This window comes from Brevundimonas sp. FV1ye4L (assembly GCF_058681255.1).
Genome location: NZ_CM178734.1, coordinates 261,228 through 287,569 on the forward strand (window position 1 = coordinate 261,228; position 26,342 = coordinate 287,569).

The 26,342-nt window shown below is 66.3% G+C and carries 18 protein-coding genes; 10 read left to right on the plus strand and 8 right to left on the minus strand.

What is annotated here, in order from left to right:
• The first annotated feature begins 11 nt into the window (after positions 1-11).
• On the plus strand, positions 12-395 hold the full coding sequence (gene rplL, locus ACW17X_RS01260; RefSeq protein WP_008259470.1) for a 50S ribosomal protein L7/L12: 384 nt from the start codon (positions 12-14) through the stop codon (positions 393-395).
• 113 nt (positions 396-508) lie between these two features.
• Here rplL and ACW17X_RS01265 read toward each other — a convergent pair whose 3' ends face one another.
• Positions 509-1,420: a CE1 family esterase gene (locus ACW17X_RS01265; RefSeq protein ID WP_492099166.1), complete on the minus strand. Its 912-nt coding sequence runs from the start codon at positions 1,418-1,420 to the stop codon at positions 509-511.
• A 127-nt stretch (positions 1,421-1,547) separates the two neighbouring features.
• Here ACW17X_RS01265 and ACW17X_RS01270 point away from each other — a divergent pair, with 127 nt between their 5' ends.
• Positions 1,548-2,228 (plus strand): type 1 glutamine amidotransferase domain-containing protein, encoded by a 681-nt coding sequence (locus tag ACW17X_RS01270; RefSeq protein WP_492099168.1) that lies wholly within the window; start codon positions 1,548-1,550, stop codon positions 2,226-2,228.
• Between the two features lie 183 nt (positions 2,229-2,411).
• Here the strand turns inward: ACW17X_RS01270 and ACW17X_RS01275 are convergent, their stop codons facing one another.
• From ACW17X_RS01275 to ACW17X_RS01290, 4 genes are all read right to left on the minus strand, one after another.
• Complete coding sequence (locus tag ACW17X_RS01275) at positions 2,412-4,388, minus strand: M61 family metallopeptidase (protein WP_492099169.1); 1,977 nt, start codon at positions 4,386-4,388, stop codon at positions 2,412-2,414.
• Between the two features lie 252 nt (positions 4,389-4,640).
• The gene (locus tag ACW17X_RS01280; RefSeq protein ID WP_492099171.1) at positions 4,641-6,608 is read right to left on the minus strand and encodes a M61 family metallopeptidase; all 1,968 of its coding nucleotides are present in this window, start codon (positions 6,606-6,608) and stop codon (positions 4,641-4,643) included.
• 138 nt (positions 6,609-6,746) lie between these two features.
• On the minus strand, positions 6,747-7,310 hold the full coding sequence (locus ACW17X_RS01285) for an FKBP-type peptidyl-prolyl cis-trans isomerase (protein ID WP_492099173.1): 564 nt from the start codon (positions 7,308-7,310) through the stop codon (positions 6,747-6,749).
• 37 nt (positions 7,311-7,347) lie between these two features.
• Positions 7,348-8,187, minus strand: a complete 840-nt coding sequence (locus ACW17X_RS01290) for an alpha/beta hydrolase (RefSeq protein ID WP_492099175.1) — start codon at positions 8,185-8,187, stop codon at positions 7,348-7,350.
• A gap of 382 nt (positions 8,188-8,569) precedes the next feature.
• Between ACW17X_RS01290 and rpoB the strand changes: the two genes are divergently transcribed.
• Together rpoB and rpoC are read left to right on the plus strand one after the other, a co-directional pair.
• Positions 8,570-12,685: a DNA-directed RNA polymerase subunit beta gene (gene rpoB, locus ACW17X_RS01295; protein ID WP_008260904.1), complete on the plus strand. Its 4,116-nt coding sequence runs from the start codon at positions 8,570-8,572 to the stop codon at positions 12,683-12,685.
• 147 nt (positions 12,686-12,832) lie between these two features.
• Positions 12,833-17,029, plus strand: a complete 4,197-nt coding sequence (gene rpoC, locus ACW17X_RS01300; RefSeq protein ID WP_492099177.1) for a DNA-directed RNA polymerase subunit beta' — start codon at positions 12,833-12,835, stop codon at positions 17,027-17,029.
• 65 nt (positions 17,030-17,094) lie between these two features.
• On the opposite strand, the gene ACW17X_RS01305 is transcribed toward rpoC, so the two are convergent.
• Both ACW17X_RS01305 and ACW17X_RS01310 read right to left on the minus strand, forming a co-directional pair.
• Complete coding sequence (locus tag ACW17X_RS01305; protein WP_492099180.1) at positions 17,095-17,922, minus strand: hypothetical protein; 828 nt, start codon at positions 17,920-17,922, stop codon at positions 17,095-17,097.
• 229 nt (positions 17,923-18,151) lie between these two features.
• Entirely contained in the window at positions 18,152-18,346 is a 195-nt protein-coding gene (locus tag ACW17X_RS01310; RefSeq protein ID WP_492099182.1) for a hypothetical protein, read from the minus strand.
• Positions 18,347-18,912: 566 nt separating this feature from the next.
• On the opposite strand from ACW17X_RS01310, the gene ACW17X_RS01315 reads away from it, so the two are divergent.
• The 6 genes from ACW17X_RS01315 (at position 18,913) to ACW17X_RS01340 (ending at position 25,444) form a co-directional block, all read left to right on the plus strand.
• Positions 18,913-19,500: a hypothetical protein gene (locus tag ACW17X_RS01315; protein ID WP_492099184.1), complete on the plus strand. Its 588-nt coding sequence runs from the start codon at positions 18,913-18,915 to the stop codon at positions 19,498-19,500.
• A 289-nt stretch (positions 19,501-19,789) separates the two neighbouring features.
• Entirely contained in the window at positions 19,790-20,164 is a 375-nt protein-coding gene (gene rpsL / locus ACW17X_RS01320) for a 30S ribosomal protein S12 (RefSeq protein WP_008260482.1), read from the plus strand.
• A gap of 81 nt (positions 20,165-20,245) precedes the next feature.
• Positions 20,246-20,719 (plus strand): 30S ribosomal protein S7, encoded by a 474-nt coding sequence (gene rpsG / locus ACW17X_RS01325; RefSeq protein ID WP_267513794.1) that lies wholly within the window; start codon positions 20,246-20,248, stop codon positions 20,717-20,719.
• Between the two features lie 165 nt (positions 20,720-20,884).
• Complete coding sequence (gene fusA, locus ACW17X_RS01330; protein ID WP_492087329.1) at positions 20,885-22,963, plus strand: elongation factor G; 2,079 nt, start codon at positions 20,885-20,887, stop codon at positions 22,961-22,963.
• Positions 22,964-23,069: 106 nt separating this feature from the next.
• Positions 23,070-24,260 carry an elongation factor Tu gene (gene tuf, locus ACW17X_RS01335; RefSeq protein WP_008260274.1) on the plus strand — a complete coding sequence of 397 codons (1,191 nt, stop codon included), beginning with the start codon at positions 23,070-23,072 and terminating at the stop codon, positions 24,258-24,260.
• A gap of 173 nt (positions 24,261-24,433) precedes the next feature.
• Positions 24,434-25,444 carry an NAD(P)/FAD-dependent oxidoreductase gene (locus ACW17X_RS01340; RefSeq protein ID WP_492099185.1) on the plus strand — a complete coding sequence of 337 codons (1,011 nt, stop codon included), beginning with the start codon at positions 24,434-24,436 and terminating at the stop codon, positions 25,442-25,444.
• Here the strand turns inward: ACW17X_RS01340 and ACW17X_RS01345 are convergent.
• A complete protein-coding gene (locus ACW17X_RS01345) occupies positions 25,441-26,178 on the minus strand; it encodes an energy transducer TonB (RefSeq protein ID WP_492099187.1) in 738 nt (245 codons plus the stop codon). The genes ACW17X_RS01340 and ACW17X_RS01345 overlap by 4 nt on opposite strands.
• Positions 26,179-26,342: the final 164 nt, after the last annotated feature.

Below are 26,342 nucleotides of genomic sequence, written 5' to 3' on the forward strand. Positions count from 1 at the left end.
GAAAACTGACAATGGCTGACCTCGCCAAGATCGTCGAAGACCTGTCCGCTCTGACCGTTCTCGAAGCTGCTGAACTGTCGAAGCTGCTTGAAGAAAAGTGGGGCGTCAGCGCCGCTGCTCCCGTCGCCATGGCCATGCCGGCCGGTGGTGGCGCCGCTCCGGCTGAAGCCGCCGAAGAGCAAACCGAGTTCACCGTCGTCCTGATCGACGGCGGCGACAAGAAGATCAACGTGATCAAGGAAGTCCGTGGCGTGCGTTCGGACCTGGGTCTGAAGGAAGCCAAGGACCTGGTCGAAGGCGCTCCGCAGAACGTCGTCGAGAACGTCTCCAAGCAAGCCGCCGACGAAGTCGCCAAGAAGCTGACGGAAGCCGGCGCCAAGGTCCAGATCAAGTAAGATCTGACTTTCGGCATTTGCTGAATATCGGAAAGGCCCGGCGGGAAACCGCCGGGCCTTTCTTTTTGGGGGCCTATCGCGCTTCGCGCTACTTGAGGCCGTTGGTCGGGGCGTCAGTTCTGCGGGCGTGATCGGGCGGCGAAGAAGGCCCACATGGCTTCGTTGTCGGCGACCCAGCTGTGGCCGCCGTCGCGGGTGATGCGGCCGACGACGTCGGCGCCCTCGCGGCAGTCGGCGTAGCCCTCCTCATAGACCGAGGCCGAGACCCAGAGCGTCGGGCGGGTCGTGGCGCAGCCGTTCAACTGAGCCCAGCGCTGCTCGGCCGCGTGCATCGTATAGCTCCAGTAGGGCGCGCCGCCGCCCTGGATCGGATTGGTGGTGTCGGCGTCGCCGGCGAAGGCGATGACCGGCATGGGGCGGGACGGCCGGCAGGTGGTCGCATCGGGCCGCTCAGGCGAGCCTTTGCGAGGGTTGCCCGCTCGCAGGCCGACCACCGGCGCAATGGCGGCGAACCGGTCGGCGGCCACGCAGCCCAGCCAGGACGTCATCCGACCGCCGCCTGACAGGCCTGTGGCGTAGACCCGGCTGTCGTCGACGCAGCCTTGGGACGCCAGTTCCTCGACCGTCTCCACCAGGAAGGCGACGTCGTCGGCGTCCTGTGGACCCGGCACGTCGCCGGTGATGGTCGGCACGCCGGGGACGTTCCAGACGAAGCCCCGTTCGACCGGGATGCCGGCGTCGGGCGCGGCGACGATGAAGCCGTGGCGGTCGGCGGTCTCGGCCAGTTTGGAATCTCTCAGGATCGCCGCGCCTGTGCCGCCGCTGCCGTGCAGGACGAAGACAAGGGGCGCGGGCCGAGCGGGGGCGAAGCTGCGCGGAATGTGGATCTGCACCGTGCGCCGGTCGGGACCGAAGGCGACGCTGCGGGTGGCGCCGGGCTCCCCGATCGCGCAGTCCGCCTTGGCGACCGAGGTCAAACCAAATGCGGCCAGTCCGAACGCCATGGCTCCGAGCCAATGTCTCATGCTTCGTGTCTCCTCTGAACTGCTCGCAGGGTGCAGCGATTCCCGAACTGCGACACACGGCCGACCGTCGCATTGGCGGGATCGGTCTGGCTTCCCATTTGTTAGGCCTGAAAAGGAGATCCCCCACATGAAGATCCTGATGGTTCTGACCTCGCACGACCAACTCGGCGACACCGGCAAGAAGACCGGCTTCTGGCTGGAGGAACTGGCCTCCCCCTATTATGCGATGAAGGACGCGGGCGCGGAGATCGTGCTGGCTTCGCCGAAGGGCGGACAGCCGCCGCTGGATCCCAAGAGCGATGACGCGGACGCCCAGACCGAGGACACCCGCCGGTTCAAGGCCGACGCCGAGGCTCAGGCCGCCCTGGCGGCGACGGTCGAACTGGCGTCGGTCAAGGCCGAGGATTTCGACGCCGTCTTCTACCCCGGCGGGCACGGGCCGCTGTGGGACCTGGCGAACGACGCCGATTCCATCGCCCTGATCGAGGCCTTCGCCAAGGCGGACAAGCCGACTGGCTTCGTCTGCCATGCGCCCGGCGTATTGAAGTCGGTCAATGGCCCGAATGGCAATCCGCTGGTCGAGGGCCGCAAGGTGACTGGGTTCACCAACTCGGAAGAGGAGGCCGTGGGCCTGACCGAGGTGGTGCCCTTCTTGGTCGAGAATGTGCTCAGCGCCAACGGCGGCGACTATTCCAAGGGGCCGGACTGGGGGTCGTATGTCGTGGTCGACGGCAAGCTGGTGACGGGGCAGAACCCGGGCTCATCGCGTGAAGCGGCTGAGGCCCTGCTGGGGTTGTTGAAGGGGTGATGCTCACCTCTCCGCGCGCGAAGGCGCGTGGGGAGGACCGGTCGCGCTTGCGACCAGGCGGGGGCGACTCCGACGGCGGTGACGACCACGCCAGCGTCAGACACCGCCTCGCCCCCTCCTGGCGCGCGCTGACGCTCCCGCCTGTCCTCCCCGTCGGCCTTCGCCGACGGGGAGGTGACCGTTCTAACGCCGACGTGGCGCGAGGATGTCCGACAGGCGATCCGCCGTTCCCTCGATCCGTTCCAGGCGCGGATAGCGCAGGCCGTCGTGGTAGTCGAAGGCGACGGTGCGGAAGCGGTCGCCGGACTTGATCAGCAGTTCGAGGGGGGCGTCCGTCCCCTTGGCGGCGGTGACGGCGTTGCGCAGCGCCTCGGCCGAGCCGGCCTTGCCGTTGACGGCGACCAGGCTCCAGCCCGCGCCAATCCCCTGTTCGAAGGCGGGACCGCCCCAGCGGACGTTGGCGATCTTGTCGCCGGCCAGGGTGAAGCCCAGCGAATACTGGAAGTCGTTGGCCCAGCCGGTGTTGACGGCCTTCTCGTCGGCGGTGGGGGTGTCGGTATAGGTCAGGCGCCAGCCGCCGCGCTCGATCCCCGCGAGAGGGGCGCGGGCGTCGGGGCCGACGGCGTCGAGCCGGTCGCGCAGGAAGCTGGCCCAGTCATGCGGGTGGACGGCGTTCAGGGCGGCGACCACCTGATCGAAGGTATAGCCTTGGGGATCCCATTCGCCGTCGCCGTGGCCGAAGAAGCCCTTGGCGAAGTCGTCGAGCGACTTGCGGCCGTTGGTCTCGGCCCGGATCAGGGTGTCGGCGTCCAACCAGACCAGCAGGCTTTCGCGGTAGTAGTCGCCTGTGCCCCGCATCCATGACGGGAACTGGCCCGGCACGCGGTAGCCGAGCAGGTTGTGGTTGTTCGTGTCCTGAAGGGCCCGCCACTGCCGGCCCGGCTGGTTGTCGTAGAAGGCGGCGACATTGGCCAGGGTGGCCAGGGCGACGGGCTTGGAGTGCAGGCCGGCGCGGGCGGCCAGAACGTCGCCCCAGTATTCGGTCTGGCCCTCATAGACCCACAGCAGGGTGTTCTGGGTCGGGACATTGTGGTTCGCGGTCAGTTCGTCCGCCGGACGCATGAATTTGCCGTTCCAGGAGTGGGTGTATTCGTGCGGCAGCAGGCCCCGGTCGCCGGCGCTCTTGGCCCAGTCGGTGAAGAAGCCGGGGGCGCCGGTGTTCTCGGAACTGCGGTGATGCTCCAGGCCGATGCCGCCCATCTGGTCGGTCAGGGCGAACAGGAACTCGTACCGGTCGAAATGGCGGGCGCCGAACAGCCGGTCGGCCTGGGCGACCATATTCTCGTAGAGCTTCAGCTGCTCGTCGGTGGCGGCGAGGCCCTTCTCCTCGTCGGCGAGGAGGTTCAGGTGCACCCGGTCACCGGTCGGGTCGATGTCCACGCGGCGGTAGTGGGCGCCGGCGAACATCGGGCTGTCGATCAGGGTGTAGAGGTCGGTCGTCTCGAAGGCGGCGACGTCGCCTTCGCGGGACGCCGTAGTCAGGGCCGTGCCGTACTTCCAGTTTGCAGGTAGGACGACGGAGGCGGCGACCGGGATCTGGCGGCTGTAGTAGCCGGCCGGATAGAGGATGGCCTTCTCCCACTGGAGATTGACCATGGCCTGGGTCATCAGGACGCGCCAGTTGGAGCTGTCCGGCTGGGTCAGTTGCTGGAAGGCGACCTCGATGCTGGTCACGCCCGCCGGGATGTCGAGGTGGAAGGCGTAGGGTTCGAGGGTGTCGCGCAGCCACTCGATCCGCTGTCCGTTCGCCGTGACCGTGAGGCCGGCCAGCAGCTGGATCGGGCCGGTGTCGGCGTGGTTGCCCGGAAGGTATTTCGGATAGAGCAGGGTCAGGGGACCGGGACCGGCGACGGGGATGGTCTGGCGGACGCGGATGATGCGGCGGTCGAGGTCGGTGATGTCGGCCCGGTACTGGATGACGCCGGGATAGGGGGTGTCGGCAGGGGCGGGGATGGCGGGCTGAGGCCGGGGCAGGGCCAGGGCGGCCCGGCTGGCGTCGGTGACGACCGGGGTGGACTGGAAGTCCTGGGCCAGGGCCGGGGCTGCGGCGGTCATCAGGGCGGCGAGGCAGGCGGCGGCGGTCAGGCGGGTACGCGACATCAGGTCATCCGAACGGGAGGGCAGGCACGCACCGTCGGGGAGCGGAGGAGAGGCGTCAAGGGACACAACGTCACCTCCCCGTGCGCGAAGGCGCGCGGGGAGGACCGGTCGCGCTTGCGACCAGGCGGGGGCGACTCCGACAGCGGTGATGACCCTTGCCAGCGTCTGACACCGAGTCGCCCCCTCCTGGCGTTCGCTGACGCTCCCGCCTGTCCTCCCCGTCGGCCTTCGCCGACGGGAGGTGAGTGGGGTTCAGCGTTTGCGGGGCGTCAGGATGTCGCTCAGGCGGTCGGGGGTTCCCTCGATCCGTTCCAGGCGCGGGTAGCGCAGGCCGTCGTGGTAGGCGAGGGCGATGGTCCGGTACTGGTCGCCGTCCTTGACGATCAGGGTGACGGAGACGGCCGGGTCCTTGGCGGCGGTGATGGCCGAGGCGATGCGGTCGGGGTTGGAGGCCCGGCCGTTGACGGCGACGATCTCCATGCCCGGCGCCAGGCCGGCGTCGAAGGCGGGGCTGCCCCACTGGACGCTGCGGATGGCGTTGTTCTCGCCGGTCTGGAAGCCCAGCGAATAGGTGAAGTCGTTGCGCTTGAACTCCCCGAACAGGGTCTTCTGATACGCGGTCGGGGTCTCGCCATAGGCCAGGCGCCAGCCGCCGCGCGTCAGGCCGTCGAGGGGGGCGTTGGCGTCGGGTCCGGTCGCGTCCAGGCGGGCGCGCAGGAAGGTCGCCCAGTCGTTGGCGACGACGCCGTTCAGGGCCGCCACCACATCCTCGAAGGTGTAGGGCGCGGGTTCGAAACTGCCGTCCTGGACGCCGTAGAAGGCATTGGCGAAGTCATCCAGCGACTTGCGGCCGCCGGTCATCTCCCGGATCGTCGTATCGACGTCGAGCCAGATCAGCTGACCTTCCGAATAATAGTCCTCGTCCCGCTGCCAGGCGAGCCAGCCCTTGGGCCGGCGCTGGCTGATGATCGGGTCGTTGGTCGTGTCCTGAAGCGCGCGCCATTGGCGGCCGACGCGGGCGTCATAGGTCGCGGCGGTCATGGCCAGGGACTCCATCGCCTGGTCCTTGGTCAGCAGGCCGGAGCGGGCGGCGATCACCTGGCCGTAATACTGGGTCTGGCCTTCATAGACCCAGAGCAGACTGTTCTGCATCGGGCTGTTGAAGTTGGGGACGAGCTGGTCGGCGGGGCGACGCCATTTGCCGTCCCAGGAGTGGTTCATCTCGTGGCTGAGCAGGTCGCGGTCGCCGAGATGGGTGGCCCAGCCGGTGAAGAACTCTGGATCGACCGAGTTCTCGGAACTGCGGTGATGCTCCAGTCCGATGCCGCCCAGCTTGTCGGTCATGGCGATCAGGAAGTCGTAGTGGTCGAAGTGGCGGGCGCCGTACAGGCGGTCCATCTGATCGACCAGATTGCGCAGGATCTGGATCTGCTCGTCGGTGGCCTCAAGGCTCTTGGCCTCGTCGGCGACGAAGTTGGCGCGGACGGGCGAGCGGCCGCCGGGGTTCAGGTCGATCTGGCGATAGTGGAGGCCGGCGAAGACCGGGCTGTCGACCAGGACCTCCAGATTGACCGGCTTGAAGGTTTGAACGTCGCCGGTCTTGGTCTGGGGCTCCAGCGCCGTGCCAAACCGCCAGCCGGTCGGGAACTTGACCGTAGGCTGGACCATGATGTTCCGCGACCAGTGGCCGGCGGGATAGAGCAGCATCTTCTCCCACTGGATGTTCAGCATCTCGGGCGTCATCGTCACCCGGCCCTGATTGCCGCTGGTCGGCGACAAGTGCTCCATGGTCACAGTCAGGCTGGTCGCGCCGGCCGGGACGGTCAGGTGGTAGGCGAAGGGCGAGAGGGTGTCGCGCACCCATTCGACGCGCTGGCCGTTCGCGGTGATCTCGATGCCCGCCAGTTGGGTGATCGGGCCGACGGGGCCGTGGTTGCCGGGCAGCCATTCAGGGAAGAACAGGGTCATCGGACCCGACTGCGCCACCGGAATGGTCTCGGTGATCGCGAAGATGTGCTGGGCCAGGTTGGTGGCGTCGATATCGAGCGTGATCACGCCCGGATAGGCGACGTCGCGGGCGGCCGGGATGGCGGGCAGGGGCGCGGCCAGGGCGGGCGGCGCGGCCGACGCCTGCTGGGCCAGGGCCGCCGGCGCGGCAGAGACGAGCAGGAGGGCGACGCCAAGACCGAGGGAGGCGGCGCTCAGGCGGGAAGGGGACATTGACACGAACTCTAAAGCCACGGGAGGGCGCGACAGTCCGTCGCAGGGCGCAGGGCGTCAAGGGTTCCCGGCGGCGCATTCGCAGCTATGGGCGCCGGGCAGACGAAACCGGGCCCGAGTGGCCGGCGGCTGCTGCCCTTAGTTCGCAGAACCCGCAGGCTTGACCTCAAGCAGTTCGACCGAGAAGCGCAGGGTCGAATTGGGCGGCAGCTCGCCGCCGCCGACCCAGCGCGAGCCGTAGCCGAGCGAGGCGGGGATGACGAACTCGTAGATCTCGCCCACGCGCATCAGGGCGACGCCCTCGGTCCAGCCCTTGATGACGCGGTTGAGCGGGAATTCGGCCGGCTCGTTGCGGGCGTAGGAGCTGTCGAACTCGCGTCCGTCGATGAAGGTGCCGCGATAGTGGACCTTGACCGTGTCGGTCGCCGACGGCTGGGCGCCTTCGGGATGGGCCTTGCCGACACGACGATATTGCAGGCCGCTGGCGGTGGTGGTCCAGCCGCGCCGGGCGCCGTTCCAGGCCAGATAGTCGGTGTTGCCCGCGTCCCAGACCTGCTGCGGCGTCTGAGACGCCTGACCCTCCACCTCGGCGGCCGCGCGGGCGGCGGCCGAGGCAGTCTCGGCATAGGTGACGGGCTCGCCGCGCGTGGCGCAGGCGGATAGGGCGAGGGCGGCGAGCAGGGGCAGGGCGATGCGAGTCATAAGGCGACGCTAGGACGCCCTGCAGGGCGCGTCCAGTTCAGAGCCCGGCCAAGGCCGCCGAAACGCGGGGCTGGAAGTCGGGCTGTTTACCGACGTCGTTATGACCGGCCTGAGGGAACGCCAGGTGCTCGACGGCGACGCCTTCGGCTTCAAGGTCATGGGCCAGGCGGAGACTGAGCGACGCGGGCAAAGTGTCGTCGCGACCCGCCTCCAGCACCACCACCTTTCCGGGATAGCCCTGAAGCGCGGCCGGGATGTCGATACTGTCCAGATTGGGGGCGATATGGATGCGCACGAAGGGGCGGGCCCAGCCGACCATGGTGTCGACGGCGGCGCGGGTGCTGGGGGTCGTCGTCTCCAGCACCAGGGCGTCGGCGCGCATATATTGCGCGGCCTGGGCGCAGACGGGGCCGCCCAGGGAATGACCCCAGGCGATCAGCTTGCGGCCCTCGGCGTCGGCCTGGGCGCGGGCGGCGTCGGCGACGGCTGCGCCGGCGGCCATGAAGCTCGCGTAGTCAGCCTGGCCCGCCGTGTCGCCATAGCCGGGATAGTCGAACATCAGGGCGTCGCCGAACGGGGCCAGCTTGACGGCGGTCTTGCCCGCGCCGGCGCTGCGCCGGAACATGTTGCCGCCGCAGAACAGGATCAGGGGCGCATCGGCGCGACCGGTCCGAACGCGGGTGACGCCCACGGTTCCGCCCGAGTAGGGAAGGCTGAGGACGTCGGCCTCAAAACCCATGGGGATATCGGCGGGCAGGGTGATCTTCTCGGCGGCCAGCCGGGTGTCGGGATAGAAGAAGGCGTCCTCAGGGACGTTCATCGACAGGCAGCCGGACACCAGAACGGCGGCGGCCAGGATCGTAAGGCGTCTGTGCATGTATCGCGCTCCCTTGAAACGATCATGCGGCGGTCGTCGAGGTTGTCAATCGGGTGTGGAGGCGGTGGTTTGCAGGCAGCGTCGTCTGGTTCCCGAAAATCTGCGATCCAGGTCTTTATTTCGCCGTGGAAGCGAGTATATGTTCGCGTTCCGCAACACTCCTAAAGAGTCTGCGCGCAAGCGCCGAGGCCCGGTCCGTCGCCCTCCGACCGGAGCGAAGGCGCGGCTCCTTCCCCAGGGAGCCGGTACAATTCAGGCGTCCTGGCCCGGCAGCGGGCCGAGGGTGGACGCCGAAAACCTGGCTACGGACGCGGAAACGCGCACCGTGGCTGCTGCATTTCACGCGCGACTTCCCCGGGTCGTGCGTCATGGGAAACACTGAATGACTGACGTCGCCCACGATCTCGCCATCAACGGTCAGATCGCTTCCGCCACTTCGTTCACCGGCAAGAAGCGCATCCGCAAATCCTTCGGGCGCATCCCCGAAGCGGTCGCGATGCCGAACCTGATCGAGGTCCAGCGCGCTTCCTATGAACAGTTCCTGCAACGCGAGGTCCGTCCGGGCCAGCGCAAGGAGCAGGGCATCGAGGCGGTCTTCAAGTCGGTGTTCCCGATCAAGGACTTCAACGAACGCGCCATCCTGGAATACGTCTCGTACGAGTTCGAGGATCCGAAGTACGACGTTGAAGAGTGCATCCAGCGCGACATGACCTATGCCGCGCCGCTGAAGGTCAAGCTGCGCCTGATCGTGTTTGAGACCGACGAGGAAACGGGAGCCCGTTCGGTCAAGGACATCAAGGAGCAGGACGTCTACATGGGCGACATCCCGCTCATGACGGACAAGGGCACCTTCATCGTCAACGGCACCGAGCGCGTGATCGTGTCGCAGATGCACCGTTCGCCGGGCGTCTTCTTCGACCACGACAAGGGCAAGACGCACAGCTCGGGCAAGCTGCTGTTCGCCGCCCGCGTGATCCCTTACCGCGGTTCGTGGCTCGACTTCGAGTTCGACGCCAAGGACGTGGTCTACGTCCGCATCGACCGCCGTCGCAAGCTGCCGGCCACGACCTTCCTGATGGGTCTGGGCATGGACGGCGAAGAAATCCTGAAGACCTTCTACGAGACCGTGCCTTACGAGAAGCGCGGCGAGGGCTGGGTCACGCCGTACAAGGCCGAACGCTGGCGCGGTGTGAAGCCGGAGTTCGACCTGGTCGACGCCGACACCGGCGAAGTGATCGCCCAGGCCGGCCAGAAGATCAGCGCCCGCGCCGCCAAGAAGCTGGGCGACACGACGACGTCGCTGTCGCTGGCCGCCGACGCCCTGGTCACCAAGTACCTGGCCAATGACGCCGTCAACTTCGAGACCGGCGAGATCTTCGCCGAGGCCGGCGACGAGCTGGACGCCCCGACCATCGAAGTGCTGGAGCAAAACGGCTTCACCACCATCGAAGTGCTGGACATCGACCACGTCACGGTCGGCGCCTACATGCGCAACACCCTGCGCATCGACAAGAACGACACCCGTGAGGACGCCCTGTTCGACGTCTATCGCGTGATGCGTCCGGGCGAGCCGCCCACCCCGGAAGCCGCCGACAACATGTTCAACTCGCTGTTCTTCGACAGCGAGCGCTACGACTTGTCGGCCGTCGGCCGGGTCAAGATGAACATGCGCCTGGAGACCCCCGAGGTTTCCGACGAGATCCGCGTTCTGCGCAAGGACGACGTGCTGAAGGTGCTGCAGATCCTGGTCGGGCTGAAGGACGGCCGCGGCGAGATCGACGACATCGACAACCTGGGCAACCGCCGCGTCCGTTCGGTCGGCGAACTGCTGGAAAACCAGTACCGCGTCGGCCTGCTGCGGATGGAGCGCGCCATCAAGGAGCGCATGTCCTCGGTCGATATCGACACGGTCATGCCGCACGACCTGATCAACGCCAAGCCGGCCGCCGCTGCGGTTCGCGAGTTCTTCGGTTCGTCGCAGCTGTCGCAGTTCATGGACCAGACGAACCCGCTGTCGGAAATCACCCACAAGCGTCGCCTTTCGGCGCTTGGCCCGGGCGGTCTGACGCGTGAGCGCGCGGGCTTCGAAGTCCGCGACGTTCACCCGACCCACTACGGCCGCATCTGCCCGATCGAAACGCCGGAAGGCCCGAACATCGGCCTGATCAACTCGCTGGCCACCCACGCGCGCGTCAACAAGTACGGCTTCATCGAGAGCCCGTACCGTCGCGTGAAGGACGGCGTGGCCCAGAACGAGGTGGTCTACATCTCGGCCATGGAAGAGTCGAAATACACGATCGCCCAGGCCAACATCGAACTGAAGAACGGCAGCATCGTAGAGGACCTGGTCCCCGGCCGGATCAACGGCGAATCCCAGCTGCTGAACCGCGACGCCGTGGACATGATGGACGTGTCGCCGAAGCAGGTCGTTTCGGTCGCCGCCGCCCTGATCCCCTTCCTGGAAAACGATGACGCCAACCGCGCCCTGATGGGCGCGAACATGCAACGTCAGGCCGTGCCTCTGGTGCAGTCGGACGCGCCGCTGGTCGGCACCGGCATGGAAGCGGTCGTGGCCGTGGACTCCGGCGCCGTCGTGGTCGCCCGTCGTGAAGGCGTCGTCGAACAGATCGACGGCACCCGGATCGTCGTGCGCGCCACCGGCGACGTGGACGCCGCCCGCTCGGGCGTCGACATCTATCGCCTGTCGAAGTTCCAGCGTTCCAACCAGTCGACCTGCATCAACCAGCGCCCGATCGTGCGCGTGGGCGACCAGGTGAAGGCCGGCGACGTCATCGCCGATGGCCCGTCGACGGACCTGGGCGAACTGGCCCTGGGCCGCAACGCCCTCGTCGCCTTCATGCCCTGGAACGGCTACAACTTCGAAGACTCCATCCTGATCTCGGAGCGCATCGTGCGCGACGACGTCTTCACCTCCATCCACCTCGAGGAATTCGAAGTGATGGCGCGTGATACGAAGTTGGGTCCGGAAGAAATCACCCGCGACATCCCCAATGTCGGCGAGGAAGCCCTGCGCAACCTCGACGAAGCGGGCATCGTGGCCATCGGCGCCGAGGTCCAGCCGGGCGACATCCTGGTCGGCAAGGTGACGCCGAAGGGCGAAAGCCCGATGACCCCCGAAGAGAAGCTGCTGCGCGCCATCTTCGGCGAGAAGGCTTCGGACGTGCGCGACACCAGCCTGCGCCTGCCGCCCGGCGTCGCCGGCACGATCGTTGACGTTCGCGTCTTCAACCGTCACGGCGTCGACAAGGACGAGCGCGCCATGGCGATCGAACGCGCCGAGATCGAACGCCTGGGCAAGGACCGCGACGATGAGCTCAAGATCCTTGAGCGCAACGTCTATGGCCGCCTGAAGCCGCTGATCCTGGGCAAGAACGCCGTCTCCGGTCCCAAGGGCATCGGTCGCGGTGAACTGACCGAAGAGAAGCTGGCCGAGGTCAGCCGTGGTCTGTGGTGGCAGATCGCCCTGGACGACGAGAAGGCCATGGGCGAGCTGGAGGCGATGAAGCGCCAGTTCGAGGACGCGCGTAAGCAACTGGACCGTCGTTTCGAAGACAAGGTCGAGAAGCTGCAACGCGGCGACGAACTGCCCCCCGGCGTGATGAAGATGGTCAAGGTCTTCGTGGCCGTGAAGCGCAAGCTTCAGCCCGGCGACAAGATGGCCGGCCGTCACGGCAACAAGGGCGTCATCTCCAAGATCCTGCCGATCGAGGACATGCCGCACCTGGAAGACGGCACGCACGTTGACGTCGTTCTGAACCCGCTGGGCGTGCCTTCGCGCATGAACATCGGCCAGATCTTCGAAACCCACCTGGGTTGGGCCGCCGCCGGCCTGGGCAAGCAGATCTCCGGTCTGCTGGAAGCCTGGCAGCAGGGTGGTCAGAAGCAGGCGCTGATCGATCGTCTGACCCATATCTACGGCCCGGAAACCCCGTTGCCGCAGGATGAGGAAGAGCTGATCGAACTGGCGAAGAACCTGTCCAAGGGCGTGCCCTTCGCGACCCCGGTCTTCGACGGTGCGCACATCGGCGACATCGAACGCCTGCTGGAAGAGGCGGGGCTGAACAAGTCGGCCCAGTCGATCCTGTACGACGGTCAGACCGGCGAGCAGTTCAAGCGTCCGGTCACGGTCGGCTACATCTATATGCTGAAGCTGCACCACCTGGTCGACGACAAGATCCACGCCCGCTCGATCGGCCCATACTCGCTCGTCACCCAGCAGCCGCTGGGCGGCAAGGCGCAGTTCGGCGGTCAGCGCTTCGGGGAAATGGAGGTCTGGGCTCTGGAAGCTTACGGCGCCGCCTACACCCTGCAGGAGATGCTGACGGTGAAGTCCGACGACGTGGCCGGCCGGACCAAGGTCTACGAGGCCATCGTCCGCGGCGACGACAGCTTCGAGGCCGGCATTCCCGAGAGCTTCAACGTGCTCATCAAGGAAATGCGTTCGCTGGGTCTGAACGTGGAGCTGGAGAACAGCTGAGGGTGAGCAAGGTGTGAAGAGTGAGCGAAGGAGTGAGCGCGCAGGTTGCTCTTTCTTCGCTCACGTCTTGCTCACTTTTCACTTTTCACCAGCGGCTCCCACGCTCTCAAAGATTTACCGCGGCCCCCGCCGCAGAAGGAAAACAAGATGAACCAGGAAGTCCTGAACATCTTCAACCCGGTCCCGGTCACCCCGACCTTCGACCAGATCAAGATCGCCCTGGCCTCGCCGGAGAAGATCCGGTCGTGGTCGTTCGGCGAGATCAAGAAGCCGGAAACCATCAACTACCGCACGTTCAAGCCCGAGCGTGACGGCCTGTTCTGCGCCCGCATCTTTGGCCCGACCAAGGACTACGAATGCCTGTGCGGCAAGTACAAGCGCATGAAGTACAAGGGCATCATCTGTGAGAAGTGCGGCGTTGAAGTCACGCTGGCTCGCGTTCGCCGCGAGCGTATGGGTCACATCGACCTGGCCGCCCCGGTCGCCCACATCTGGTTCCTGAAGTCGCTGCCGTCGCGCATCTCGCTGATGCTGGACATGGCGCTGAAGGACGTCGAGCGCGTCCTGTATTTCGAGAACTACATCGTCACCGAGCCGGGCCTGACCCCGCTGAAGCAGAACCAACTGCTGACGGAAGACGAGTTCTACCGCTACCAGGAAGAATACGGCGATGACGGCTTCACCGCCGAGATCGGCGCCGAGGCCGTCCGCAACCTGCTGATGGGCATCGACCTGCACGCCGAGGCTGAAAAGCACCGTGGCGAGCTGGCCGACAGTCCGTCGGAAATGAAGGCCAAGAAGGCGTCCAAGCGCCTGAAGCTGATCGAGGCCTTCCTGGAATCGGGCAACAAGCCCGAGTGGATGATCCTGACCATCGTGCCGGTCATCCCGCCGGAACTGCGCCCGCTGGTGCCGCTGGACGGCGGTCGTTTCGCGACCTCCGACCTGAACGACCTGTATCGCCGCGTCATCAACCGGAACAACCGCCTGAAGCGCCTGATGGAGCTGCGGGCGCCGGACATCATCATCCGTAACGAAAAGCGGATGCTGCAAGAGTCCGTCGACGCCCTGTTCGACAACGGCCGTCGCGGTCGCGTCATCACGGGCGCCAACAAGCGTCCGCTGAAGTCGCTGGCCGACATGCTGAAGGGCAAGCAAGGCCGCTTCCGGCAGAACCTGCTGGGCAAGCGCGTCGACTACTCGGGCCGTTCGGTCATCACCGTGGGTCCGGAACTGAAGCTGCACGAGTGCGGCCTGCCCAAGAAGATGGCGCTGGAGCTGTTCAAGCCGTTCATCTATGCGCGCCTGGACGCCAAGGGCCTGTCGGGCACCGTCAAGCAATCCAAGCGCATGGTCGAGCGCGAGCAGCCCGCCGTCTGGGACATTCTGGACGAGGTCATCCGCGAGCACCCGGTTCTGCTGAACCGCGCGCCGACGCTGCACCGTCTGGGCATCCAGGCGTTCGAACCGAAGCTGATCGAGGGCAAGGCCATCCGCCTGCACCCGCTGGTCTGTACGGCGTTCAATGCCGACTTCGACGGCGACCAGATGGCCGTTCACGTTCCGCTGAGCCTCGAGGCCCAGCTGGAAGCGCGCGTCCTGATGATGTCGACCAACAACATCCTGTCGCCCGCCAACGGCAAGCCGATCATCGTGCCGTCGCAGGACATCGTTCTGGGTCTGTACTATCTGTCGCTGGTCAAGGACGGCGAGCCGGGTGAAGGCAAGCTGTTCGCCAACATCGGCGAGATCGACGCAGCGCTGGACGCCAAGGTCGTTACCCTGCACAGCCGCATCAAGGCGCGCTGGACGGAACAGGACGCCGAAGGCAAGGAGGTGACCAAGGTCATCGACACCACGCCGGGCCGGATGAAGCTGGCGGCCCTGCTGCCGCGCAACCCGAACGTCGGCTATCGCCTGCTCGAGAAGAACCTGACCAAGAAGGAAATCGGCAATCTGATCGACGTGGTCTATCGCCACTGCGGTCAGAAGGCGACGGTCATCTTCGCCGACCAGATGATGGGCCTGGGCTTCCGCGAGGCCGCCAAGGCGGGCATCTCGTTCGGTAAGGACGACATCGTCATTCCGGCGAAGAAGGCCGAACTGGTCGCCGAGACCCGCACCCAGGTCGAGGAGTACGAGCAACAGTACGCCGACGGCCTGATCACGCGCGGCGAGAAGTACAACAAGGTGGTTGACGCCTGGGCCAAGGCCACGGACCGGATCGCCGACGCCATGATGGGCGAGATCGCGCAACCGCGCGTGCTGATCGAGGGTGAAAACCCCGACATCAACTCGGTCTTCATGATGGCCAACTCCGGCGCCCGGGGTTCGCAGGCGCAGATGAAGCAACTGGGCGGCATGCGCGGCCTGATGGCCAAGCCGTCCGGCGAGATCATCGAGACGCCGATCACCTCGAACTTCAAGGAAGGCCTGACCGTCCTTGAATACTTCAACTCCACCCACGGCGCCCGTAAGGGTCTGGCCGACACCGCGCTGAAGACCGCCAACTCGGGTTATCTGACCCGCCGTCTGGTGGACGTGGCGCAGGACTCCATCGTCACCGAACAGGACTGCGGCTCGACGCGCGGCATCACCCTGCGTGCGGTGATGGAAGGCGGCGACGTCCTGGTCTCGCTGGGCGCCCGGATCCTGGGTCGCTATGCGGCCGAGGACATCAAGGAGCCGGGCACGGACACCGTCCTGTTCCCCGCCGACACCTATCTGGTGGAAGAAGTGGTCGAGGCGGTCGACGCCGCCGGCGTTCAGTCGGTCAAGGTCCGTTCGGCCCTGACCTGCGAGGCGGAAGCCGGCATCTGCGCCCACTGCTACGGGCGTGACCTGGCGCGCGGCACCAACGTCAACATTGGCGAAGCGGTCGGCGTCATCGCCGCCCAATCGATCGGCGAGCCGGGCACCCAGCTGACCATGCGGACCTTCCACATCGGCGGTACGGCCCAGGTGGCGGAAACCTCCTTCATGGAGGCGACCAACGCCGGTACGGCCAAGATCACCGGCCCGACCGTCACCGCCGCCCACGGCGACCTCGTGGCGATGAGCCGCAACGTCATCGTGACCGTGGTCGTGGACGGCAAGGACCGCGAGACCCACAAGGCCCCCTACGGCGCCCGGATCCGGGTCAAGGAGGGCGGCGAGGTCAAGAAGGGCCAACGTCTGGCGGAGTGGGACCCCTACACCACCCCGATCCTGACGGAAGTCGGCGGTCTGATCCGCTTCGAGGATCTGGTCGAAGGCCTGTCGGTCAAGGAAGAAACCGACGAAGCGACGGGCATCGCCCAGCGCGTCGTCAGCGACTGGCGCGCCAGCCCTCGTGGTTCGGACCTGCGTCCGGCCATGGGCGTCACCCTGGGCGACGCCTACGCCAAGCTGGCCTCGGGCTCTGACGCCCGTTACCTGCTGCCCGTGGGCGCGGTTCTGTCCGTGTCGAACGGCGACGAGGTCAAGCCGGGCGAGATCATCGCCCGCGTCCCGACCGAAGGCGCCAAGACCCGCGACATCACCGGCGGTCTGCCGCGCGTCGCCGAACTGTTCGAAGCCCGTCGTCCCAAGGACTGCGCGGTCATCGCCGAGATGGATGGTCGTGTCGAATTCGGTCGCGACTACAAGAACAAGCGCCGCATCAAGATCACGCCGGAAGTCAACGCCGACGGCGTGCAGGGCGAACCGGTCGAGTTCCTGATCCCGAAGGGTAAGCATATCTCCGTCCACGACGGCGATCTGATCCAGAAGGGCGACTACATCATCGACGGCAACCCGGATCCGCACGATCTGCTGCGCATCCAGGGCGTCGAGGCGCTGGCCGAGTATCTGGTGAACGAAGTGCAGGAGGTTTACCGACTGCAAGGCGTGCCGATCAACGACAAGCACATCGAAGTCATCGTGCGTCAGATGCTTCAGAAGGTCGAAGTCCTGGATTCGGGTGAAACCACCCTGATCCGCGGCGATACCGTCGAAGTGGCTGAAGCCGTGCTCGAGAACGAGAAGGTCGAGAAGCGCGGTGGCCGGATCGCCACCACCCAGCCCGTCCTGCTGGGCATCACCAAGGCGTCGCTGCAGACCCGCAGCTTCATCTCGGCGGCGTCCTTCCAGGAGACCACCCGCGTCCTCACCGACGCCTCGGTCCACGGCAAGAAGGACATGCTGGAAGGCCTGAAGGAGAACGTCATCGTCGGCCGCCTGATCCCGGCCGGTACGGGCGCCTATCTGCGGGCCCTGCAGAAGATCGCCAACGATCGCGACGCCGAGCTGACGCAAGCCCGCGAAGACGCGATCGAGCCGTTGCCGGCCGATCTGCAACTGGAGCTGGAGAGCAGCGAAGGCTGATCTCCGGGTTCGGATGTGATGAAGTGAAGAGGGGCGGCGCCGGCGACGGCGCCGCCCTTTTTCGTTCAGTCCTTCCAGCGCTCCAGCGGCGCGGAAGCGCCTGGCGTGATCGGCACGCCGCCGGCCCGGTGGCCGTCGCGCCGGGTTTGGACGTTGCGGCTGGAGTCCGGGGCGAGCGATGGGTTCAACTGAGCGCCTGCGCAGCCCGTGCCGAAGTTCGAGCCGACGCAATCGGCGGGACCGACCACGCCTACGCCGCCGGACAGGGGCCGACGCGTGGCCTCCCATTCCGCCAGACGGCGCGCGCCCTCGCGGGCGAAGGCGGCGTCGCGCTGGGGATTGCCCGAGCCGGTGATCGGCGCGGCGTTTTCCCCCCGGCGGGCGAACTCATCGCGGCAGTGGCGGCGTTCCATCTCGTTCAACAGGTCGGGCGAGGCGCAGCCGGGCAGACCTTGGCGCAGCGACCGCGCCATGGCCCCGCCGCGATTGGCGGGATCCACGCGCCAGACATCGGCGGGCGGGGGCGCGCCTGGAGGGGCCGGCGCCGCCAGACGTGGACGCAACGGGGCAGGGCGGGGCACAGCCTCCGCTTCGGGCGCGGGCGCTCGAACCGAAGGCGCCGCCGAGGACGTCTGGGCGGTTGCGGCGGGCGCGATATCCGGCGCGGCCAAGGTCGGCACGCGGGGCCGTTCGTTGGGCAGCAGGGGGCGAGGGTCGATGTCCAGATAGATCGGCGGCGGCGCGGCGACGATGTCGCGCCTCTCTATCCCCAGGGCCGTGAAGGATAGGGCGGCGATCAGGGCGGTGTTGATGGCGATGGAGGCCGTCGCCAAGCCCGCCTTGCGCCAGTCCGGGCGCCGAGGGTTTGGACGGGGCAGGGCGGACACGCTCATTCACGACGCTTTCGCAGATTGGGCAGGAGGCTGTCCCGCGAAAAGAAGAGATCGACTTTATGTTCACGCCTGCGTGCTTGGACGTCGGCTTGGGATCGTCCGCAGGGCGGTTCGCCCCTTCGCCGAATCGCCCCGTTGGTCACCCCCCGCTGCCAGCCGACTGTGGCCACAGGCGTATCCCTAGCTGGGGCGCAAGCATGGCGACTTTCGGGTCGATACGTCATCCTGATCAGTTCTTGCCGAACAGGGATCGAAGGCCGGGATATTCGCCTTCCCCCGCCCGGTAGTCACGCCACCGCTTCTTGGCGGCCGCCTCGCGGGCGAAACTTGAGGTTCGGTCTTCGTCGCCGGATCGTTGCGGCGGCGTGTTGCTCGGATCGACCTGGGCGACGGCGAAATCCTGGCAACGGCGCTGTTCGGTCACCGTCAGGGTTTCCGGCCAGGCGCAGTTCGGCGGGCCATGGCGTGGCGCACGCTCCCCCGAAGGCGCTCTGTGTGCGAGTAGGCTGTTGCGCCGTTCGAGCCACTCACGGGAAAGGCCCGCCGGGCCAGGCGCCGGGCCAGGCGCCGGGGCGACCGGCGGAGCCTTATACGCCTCCGGCGCCTGAGGAATTTGGATCCTAGGCGAGGCTGAAGGGAGAGAGGGTACGGCGATGCTGTCGCCTCTCCGATTCTGGGTGCTCGCTGCGGGAAGCTTGGCGCGGATATGAGAGGGCGCGGGTTCCATTTCGAGATATAGAACCGGTGCAGCAGCTGGGGAGCGCGGCGTCCGCGCCCGTCGGTCCTCGATAGACAGCAGGGCTAGAACCACGGCGTTGACGCCCAGAGCAACGGCCGTCGCACCCGCCCAGCCGATCTTGCCCGTCCTCGCCATGCCGTCCCCCGACCGTTCGCTGCGAAGCTCGACTGCAAGGGTGGCTGGATTCAGGCGCTGGTTTGACTTGTTCGCGTCACGGCTGTGTAGTGTCGTACTGTTAGGGGATGCGGCCGATGTCGATATTGGTGGTCTTGGTCTTGTATCTTCAAGCGACTCCGGCGGTCGCCAGGCCGGCGCTTATCGACGACCTGCAGCATTGTCCCGCCGTGCCGGTCGAGACCAATTCGGGTCGCGAGTGGGAGGATTTCGAGTTCTCCACGGACAAACCCGGCAGTCCGATGTGGTACGCCGATCAGGGTTGCTACCGGCGAGCGGCCGAGGCCAGTCGGGAGTATCTGGCGCGCGGGCCGCTGCTCGGGGTGCGGGAGTCAGCGATTTCGCATCTGCATATGGCGCGTTACCTGGCCTTTGCCGGAGACGAAGCCGGCGCCGCCCAAGCGCTGGCCGGAGCGAGGCGGTCGGATCAGCGGACGGGCGCCGAGATTCCGCTGGACTGGAACGCCTATGTCGAGGGGCTGTATGAATTCCTGGTCAAGGATCGGGGACTGCTGGAATCGCGGTTGGAGACGTTGCGAGCTTCACCCAACGAGGGCGACCGGTATAACGGCCGGAATCTCTACTGGCTGTCTCGGTGTTTCGAGCGGACCTATATGGAGGCTCAGACCGCAACGGAATGCGCCGTCGAGCCCCCGCCGCCTTGACCTTTCCCCCCATCGCGCGTAGAAGCCGCCCACTTTCGAGGCGTGGCCGGTTCGCTGGTCGCTGAGATCGTGACAATTGAACGGACGGGCTGTGCCCGCCGGAACGCCCAAAGCGCGCGTTCCGGCCCTTTGTGTTTTCCGGCTCGCCGGAACAAACCTGGGCTGTTTGTTGTCACGCGATCAGTCTCGATGACACCCGGGCGAGGGGATGGTCCCCCGTTCACAAGAAGGCGAGAGGCGCTTCGGTCGAAAGACACACGCCTCCATCAGAAGTCGAGATAAGTTTCGAATGCCTACGATCAACCAGCTGATCCGCAAGCCGCGCAAGCCCAAGCCTACCCGTAACAAGGTGCCGGCTCTGGAGGGTTCGCCCCAGCGTCGCGGCGTCTGCACCCGCGTTTACACCACGACCCCGAAGAAGCCGAACTCGGCTCTGCGTAAGGTCGCCAAGGTTCGTCTGGCCAAGAACGGCTACGAAGCCGTTTGCTACATCCCCGGTGAAGGCCACAACCTTCAGGAACACTCGGTTGTTCTGATCCGCGGCGGCCGCGTGAAGGACTTGCCCGGCGTTCGCTACCACATCCTGCGCGGCGTGCTCGACACGCAAGGCGTCAAGGACCGCAAGCAGCGTCGTTCGCACTACGGCGCCAAGCGTCCGAAGTAAGCCATTCGCGTCCGGGCCATCGCGCCCGGAGGCCTTTTCGAGATCTTCCCGGCGAGCGCCGGGCACTGCAAGGAATACTCCATGTCGCGTCGTCACCGCGCCCAGAAGCGTGAAGTTCTGCCGGATCCCAAGTTCGGCGATCTGATCGTCACCAAGTTCATGAACTACGTCATGTACGAAGGTAAGAAGGCCGTCGCCGAGAACATCGTTTACGGCGCCTTCGACATCCTGGCGGACAAGAAGAAGGAGCAGACTGCGGTCGAGACCTTCCACACCGCTCTGGACAATGTCGCGCCTTCGGTCGAAGTCCGCTCGCGTCGCGTCGGCGGCGCCACCTATCAGGTGCCGGTCGAGGTCCGTCCCGACCGTCGCCGCGCCCTGGCCATCCGCTGGCTGGTGAACGCTGCGCGCAAGCGCGGTGAAAACACCATGACCGAAAAGCTGGCCGCCGAGCTGCTGGACGCCTCGAACAACCGCGGCACCGCGGTCAAAAAGCGCGAAGACACCCACAAGATGGCCGAGGCGAACCGCGCCTTCAGCCACTATCGCTGGTAAGCGTCTTAAAACCGTCTCCCTTTCGAAGCTAAGGGACGGTTCCTATCTAAGACTATCCGGCGCGGGCGGTTTAAGCTAAATCGCCCGCGCTCGCTTATCCGCCGCATCGACGATCATTCCCGGGGGCGCCGTCGCGTCCTTGACCTACTTCTAAGGCACGTTTTCATGGCTCGTACGCACAAGCTCGAGGACTACCGCAACTTCGGCATCATGGCCCACATCGACGCGGGCAAGACGACGACGACCGAGCGGATCCTCTATTACACCGGCAAGAACCACAAGATCGGCGAAGTCCACGACGGCGCCGCGACCATGGACTGGATGGACCAGGAGCAGGAGCGCGGCATCACCATCACGTCCGCCGCGACGACCGCCTTCTGGCAGGGCAAGCGCCTGAACATCATCGACACCCCCGGCCACGTGGACTTCACCATTGAAGTCGAACGTTCGCTGCGCGTCCTCGACGGCGCCGTGACGGTGCTGGACGGCAACGCCGGCGTTGAGCCGCAGACCGAAACCGTCTGGCGCCAGGCCGACAAATATTCGGTGCCGCGCATCGTCTTCGTCAACAAGATGGACAAGATCGGCGCCGACTTCGACGCCTCGGTCCAGTCGATCCGCGACCGCCTGGGCGCCAAGGCCGTGCCGATCCAGTTCCCGATCGGCGCCGAGTCCTCGCTGACCGGTCTGGTCGACATCGTCGAAATGCGTTCGGTTGTCTGGGACAACGACGCCCTGGGCGCCAACTTCACCGTCGGCGAGATCCCGGCTGACCTGCTCGACAAGGCCAACGAAGCCCGCCAGTACCTGATCGACAACGCCGTCGAACTCGACGACGAGGCGATGGAAGCCTACCTCGAAGGCACCGAGCCTTCGGTCGAAGTGCTGAAGAAGTGCATCCGTAAGGCTGTGCTGACCGGCGCCTTCTACCCGATCCTGTGCGGCTCGGCCTTCAAGAACAAGGGCGTGCAGACGCTGCTGGACGCCGTCGTCGACTATCTGCCGTCGCCGCTGGACATCCCGCCGACCCCGGGCATCGACTTCAAGACGGAAGAGCCGATCACCCGCAAGGCCTCGGACGAAGAGCCCCTGTCGGTCCTGGCCTTCAAGATCATGGACGACCCCTTCGTCGGTTCGCTGACCTTCTGCCGCCTGTACTCGGGCAAGATGGAAACGGGCATGAGCCTGCTGAACTCCAGCCGTGACAAGCGCGAGCGCGTCGGCCGGATGCTGCAGATGCACTCGAACAACCGTGAAGACGTCAAGGAAGCCTTCGCCGGCGACATCGTCGCCCTGGCCGGCCTGAAGGAAACCCGCACCGGGGACACCCTGTGCGATCCGCTGAAGTCGCCCGTCATCCTCGAGAAGATGGAATTCCCGGCCCCGGTCATCGAGATCTCGGTCGAGCCCAAGACCAAGGCCGACCAGGAGAAGCTGGGCGTCGCCCTGGCCAAGCTGGCTTCGGAAGATCCGTCCTTCACCGTCTCGACCGACCACGAGTCGGGCCAGACCATCCTGAAGGGCATGGGCGAGCTTCACCTGGACATCAAGATCGACATCCTGAAGCGCACCTACAAGGTCGAGGCCACCATCGGCGCGCCGCAGGTCGCCTATCGTGAATCCCTGGGCCGCAAGGTCGACATCGACTACACCCACAAGAAGCAGACCGGCGGTACGGGCCAGTTCGCCCGCGTCATGATCACCTTCGAACCGGGCGAGCCCGGCTCGGGCTTCGTGTTCGAAAGCGCGATCGTCGGCGGCGCGGTGCCGAAGGAATACATCCCCGGCGTCGAAAAGGGCCTGAACTCCATCAAGGACTCGGGTCTGCTGGCCGGTTTCCCGCTGATCGACTTCAAGGCGACCCTGACGGACGGCAAGTACCACGACGTCGACTCCAGCGTGCTGGCGTTCGAAATCGCGGCCCGCGCCGCCTTCCGCGAACTGAAGGAAAAGGGCGCGCCGAAGCTGCTCGAGCCGATCATGGCGGTCGAAGTCGTGACCCCCGAGGAATACCTCGGCTCGGTCATCGGCGACCTGAACGGCCGTCGCGGCATGATCCAGGGTCAAGACATGCGCGGCAACGCCACCGTCGTGAACGCCTTCGTGCCGCTGGCCAACATGTTCGGCTATGTGAACACGCTGCGCGGCATGTCGCAGGGCCGCGCCCAGTTCACCATGCAGTACGACCACTACGAGCCGGTGCCGCAACACGTCGCCGACGAAGTGATCAAGAAGTACGCCTAAGCTTTTCCTTTCGGAAAAGCGGACCTAAAAGCGCCCGGCCCGAAAGCCGGGCGCCCTTAACCCCCAGACTGCAGGAACCCCGGTTCGGGGACCTAGGAGCTAGAAAATGGCCAAGGAAAAGTTCGAACGCACGAAGCCGCACTGCAACATCGGCACGATCGGTCACGTTGACCACGGCAAGACGACGCTGACGGCGGCGATCACGATGACGCTGGCGAAGGCCGGCGGCGCGAAGGCGATGGCCTATGCGGACATCGATGCTGCGCCGGAAGAAAAGGCGCGCGGCATCACGATCAACACGGCGCACGTGGAATATGAGACGGCCAACCGTCACTACGCCCACGTCGACTGCCCCGGCCACGCCGACTATGTGAAGAACATGATCACCGGCGCGGCGCAGATGGACGGCGCGATCCTGGTGGTTTCGGCCGCTGACGGCCCGATGCCGCAAACGCGCGAGCACATCCTGCTGGCCCGTCAGGTCGGCGTGCCGGCCCTGGTGGTCTTCATGAACAAGGTCGACCTGGTCGACGATGAAGAACTGCTCGAGCTGGTCGAGATGGAAGTGCGCGAGCTGCTCTCGTCGTACCAGTTCCCGGGCGACGATATTCCGATCACCAAGGGTTCGGCCAAGGCCGCGACCGACGGCGTGAATCCGGAAATCGGCGAACAGCGCGTTCTGGCCCTGATGGAAACCGTCGACGCCTACATCCCGCAGCCGGAACGTCCGGTCGACCTGCCCTTCCTGATGCCGGTCGAAGACGTCTTCTCGATCTCGGGCCGCGGCACCGTGGTCACGGGCCGCGTCGAAAAGGGTATCGTCAAGGTCGGTGAAGAAGTCGAAATCGTCGGCATCCGTCCGGTCCAGAAGACGACCTGCACCGGCGTCGAAATGTTCCGCAAGCTGCTGGACCAAGGTCAAGCGGGCGACAACGTCGGCGTTCTGCTGCGCGGCACCAAGCGTGAAGACGTCGAGCGCGGTCAGGTTCTGTGCAAGCCGGGTTCGATCACCCCGCACACCAAGTTCCTGGCTGAAGCCTATATCCTGACCAAGGAAGAGGGCGGCCGTCACACCCCGTTCTTCACCAACTATCGCCCGCAGTTCTACTTCCGCACGACCGACGTGACCGGCATCGTGCAGCTGAAGGAAGGCGTCGAAATGATCATGCCCGGCGACAACGCCGAGCTGAACGTCGAACTGATCACCCCGATCGCCATGGACCAAGGCCTGCGCTTCGCCATCCGTGAAGGCGGCCGCACCGTCGGCGCCGGCGTCGTCGCCAAGATCATCGAGTAATCATTCTTTTGGCCTAACGCGCTCACGCGCTACTTGAGGCCAGACGGATGTAGTCTGCGTAACAGAACGGCCCCCGGAGAAATCCGGGGGCCGTTTTGCTTTGGGGCATAGGACGAAAGGTCCGGGTCCTGCGGCTTGCATTCGGCGCGGCGCGGGTCGATCTGGAGGCGGTGATGTCTTCCCCTACCATCGTGATCGTGGGCGCCGGCGTGCTGGGCCTGAGTACGGCGTTCGAGCTGAAGCGGCGCGGCCATGCGGTGACCGTGATCGATCCCGGCGGACCCAACGCCTCGCGCGTGGCGGCGGGCATGGTGGCCCCGGCCATGGAGGCGGCGATCGACGACGTGTCGCCCGACAGGGCGGCCTTGTACCGCGCCGGCCGGGACCTGTGGCTCGGCTTCGCCGTCGCCTCAGGCGTGGCCCTGACGCAGGGCCCTGCGGAGTGGCGCGGCGGGGACGCGGACGCCATAGAGGCGCGTCTGCAGGCCCTGGGGTTCGCAGCCTGGCGCGACGGGGATCGCGTGATTACGGACGAGGATCTTCAGATCGAGCCGGAACAGGCGATGGGCGCCCTTTCCGCCGCTCTGGGCGACGCAGTTGTCGAAGGGCGCGTCACCGGGCTGCAACAGGAGGCGGGCGGTTGGCGGGTCGAGGTGGACGGTCTGCCGCTGACGGCGTCGGCGGTCGTTCTGGCGACCGGCGCGGAGGCGTTCATTCCTGGGACGCCCGAGGCGACACGCGCCCTGGTCGAAAGCGTTCAGCCGATCCGAGGGCAGATCGGGACGGCGCCCCAAGCCCTGACGCCGCGCGTCGCTCGCGGGCCAGGGGCCTATGTGGCGCCGATGACCGGCGGGACCGTGATCGGGGCGACGATGGAGCCGGGACGGCGTGATACCGCGCCCGATGCAGCCGTGGGCGAGCGACTGACCGAGGCCGCCTGGCGGGTTCTGGGCCAGGCGCCGGAACCCCTGAACATCGAATGGCGCGCCGGGGTGCGCGGCGCCTCGGCGGACGGTCTGCCGATGGCCGGGGCGGCGCCGGACGGGGAGGGGCTGTTCCTGGCCCTGGCGCCCCGTCGCAACGGCTGGCTGCTGGGGCCGCTGGTCGCCAGCGTGGTCGCCGATGCGATCGAGGGGCGGACGCCGTCGCCGGAAGCCCGCGCCCTCGATCCTCGACGTTTTTAATCCGCCATGGCGAAGCGGACGGTGAAGTTGACCGTCGCCCCGTCCACCGCGCGGCCGTCGACCGTGCGGGGGTTCATGCGGAAGTCGCGCGTCAGGCTCATGGCCGCCCGCCCGAAGCCTTGCCCCTTGGGGGTTTCGTCGGCGACACGGCAGGCGGTCAGGCCGCCGTCGATACGCACGATGCAGGACAGGTTGGCTGCACCGGAAAGACCATTGTCGGCCGCGCGGGTCGGATAGGCGCGCGCCATCTGCGCGGCCGAGGGGCGGCTGGCCCAGGTCGGATTATTGATGACCGAGACAGCGCGGATGGGCGGCGTCTCAATCGTCGCTGTCCCACCTTCGACGCCCTTGGGGGCCGTACTGACGATTAGGCCCGGCGTCGTCCCGACGACAGGGACGTCAGGCGGTGTGAACGGCGATAGCTCCGTTGTCGGGAAGACCACCGGCGGTTTGTGGGTCGGGGTCTGCGGTGCGGGCGGCGCCGCTGTCTCGACCTTGGGCAGGGGCTTCGGCTTGGGCAGATCCAGGGTCACGATGGTCGGCGGCGTCGGCAGCGGAGCGGCCTCGGGCATCTCCAACTGGAACCGCTGATTATAGAGGGCCACGCCCACCCCGACATGCGCCAGGACAGACAGGCCGATGGCGGCCCACATCCAGCGCGGCAAAGGTTTTCTACGTTCCCCGAAGTCGATGGGGCTGATTGCGCCGGGTCCTCCGGCGGCACGGATCATCATCTCGACATTCCCTCGTTCACCGCCCCCGCAGCGCCCGTAACCGAAAGTGAGCGCGCAGGTTGTGGCGACTTTGCGGCGCGGCGCCAGGGCTCGACCAACGTCGATCCCCAGCACTGGTTAACGCTGCCGTTAACGATTAAGGGTTGATTAACCACGTTCGACGA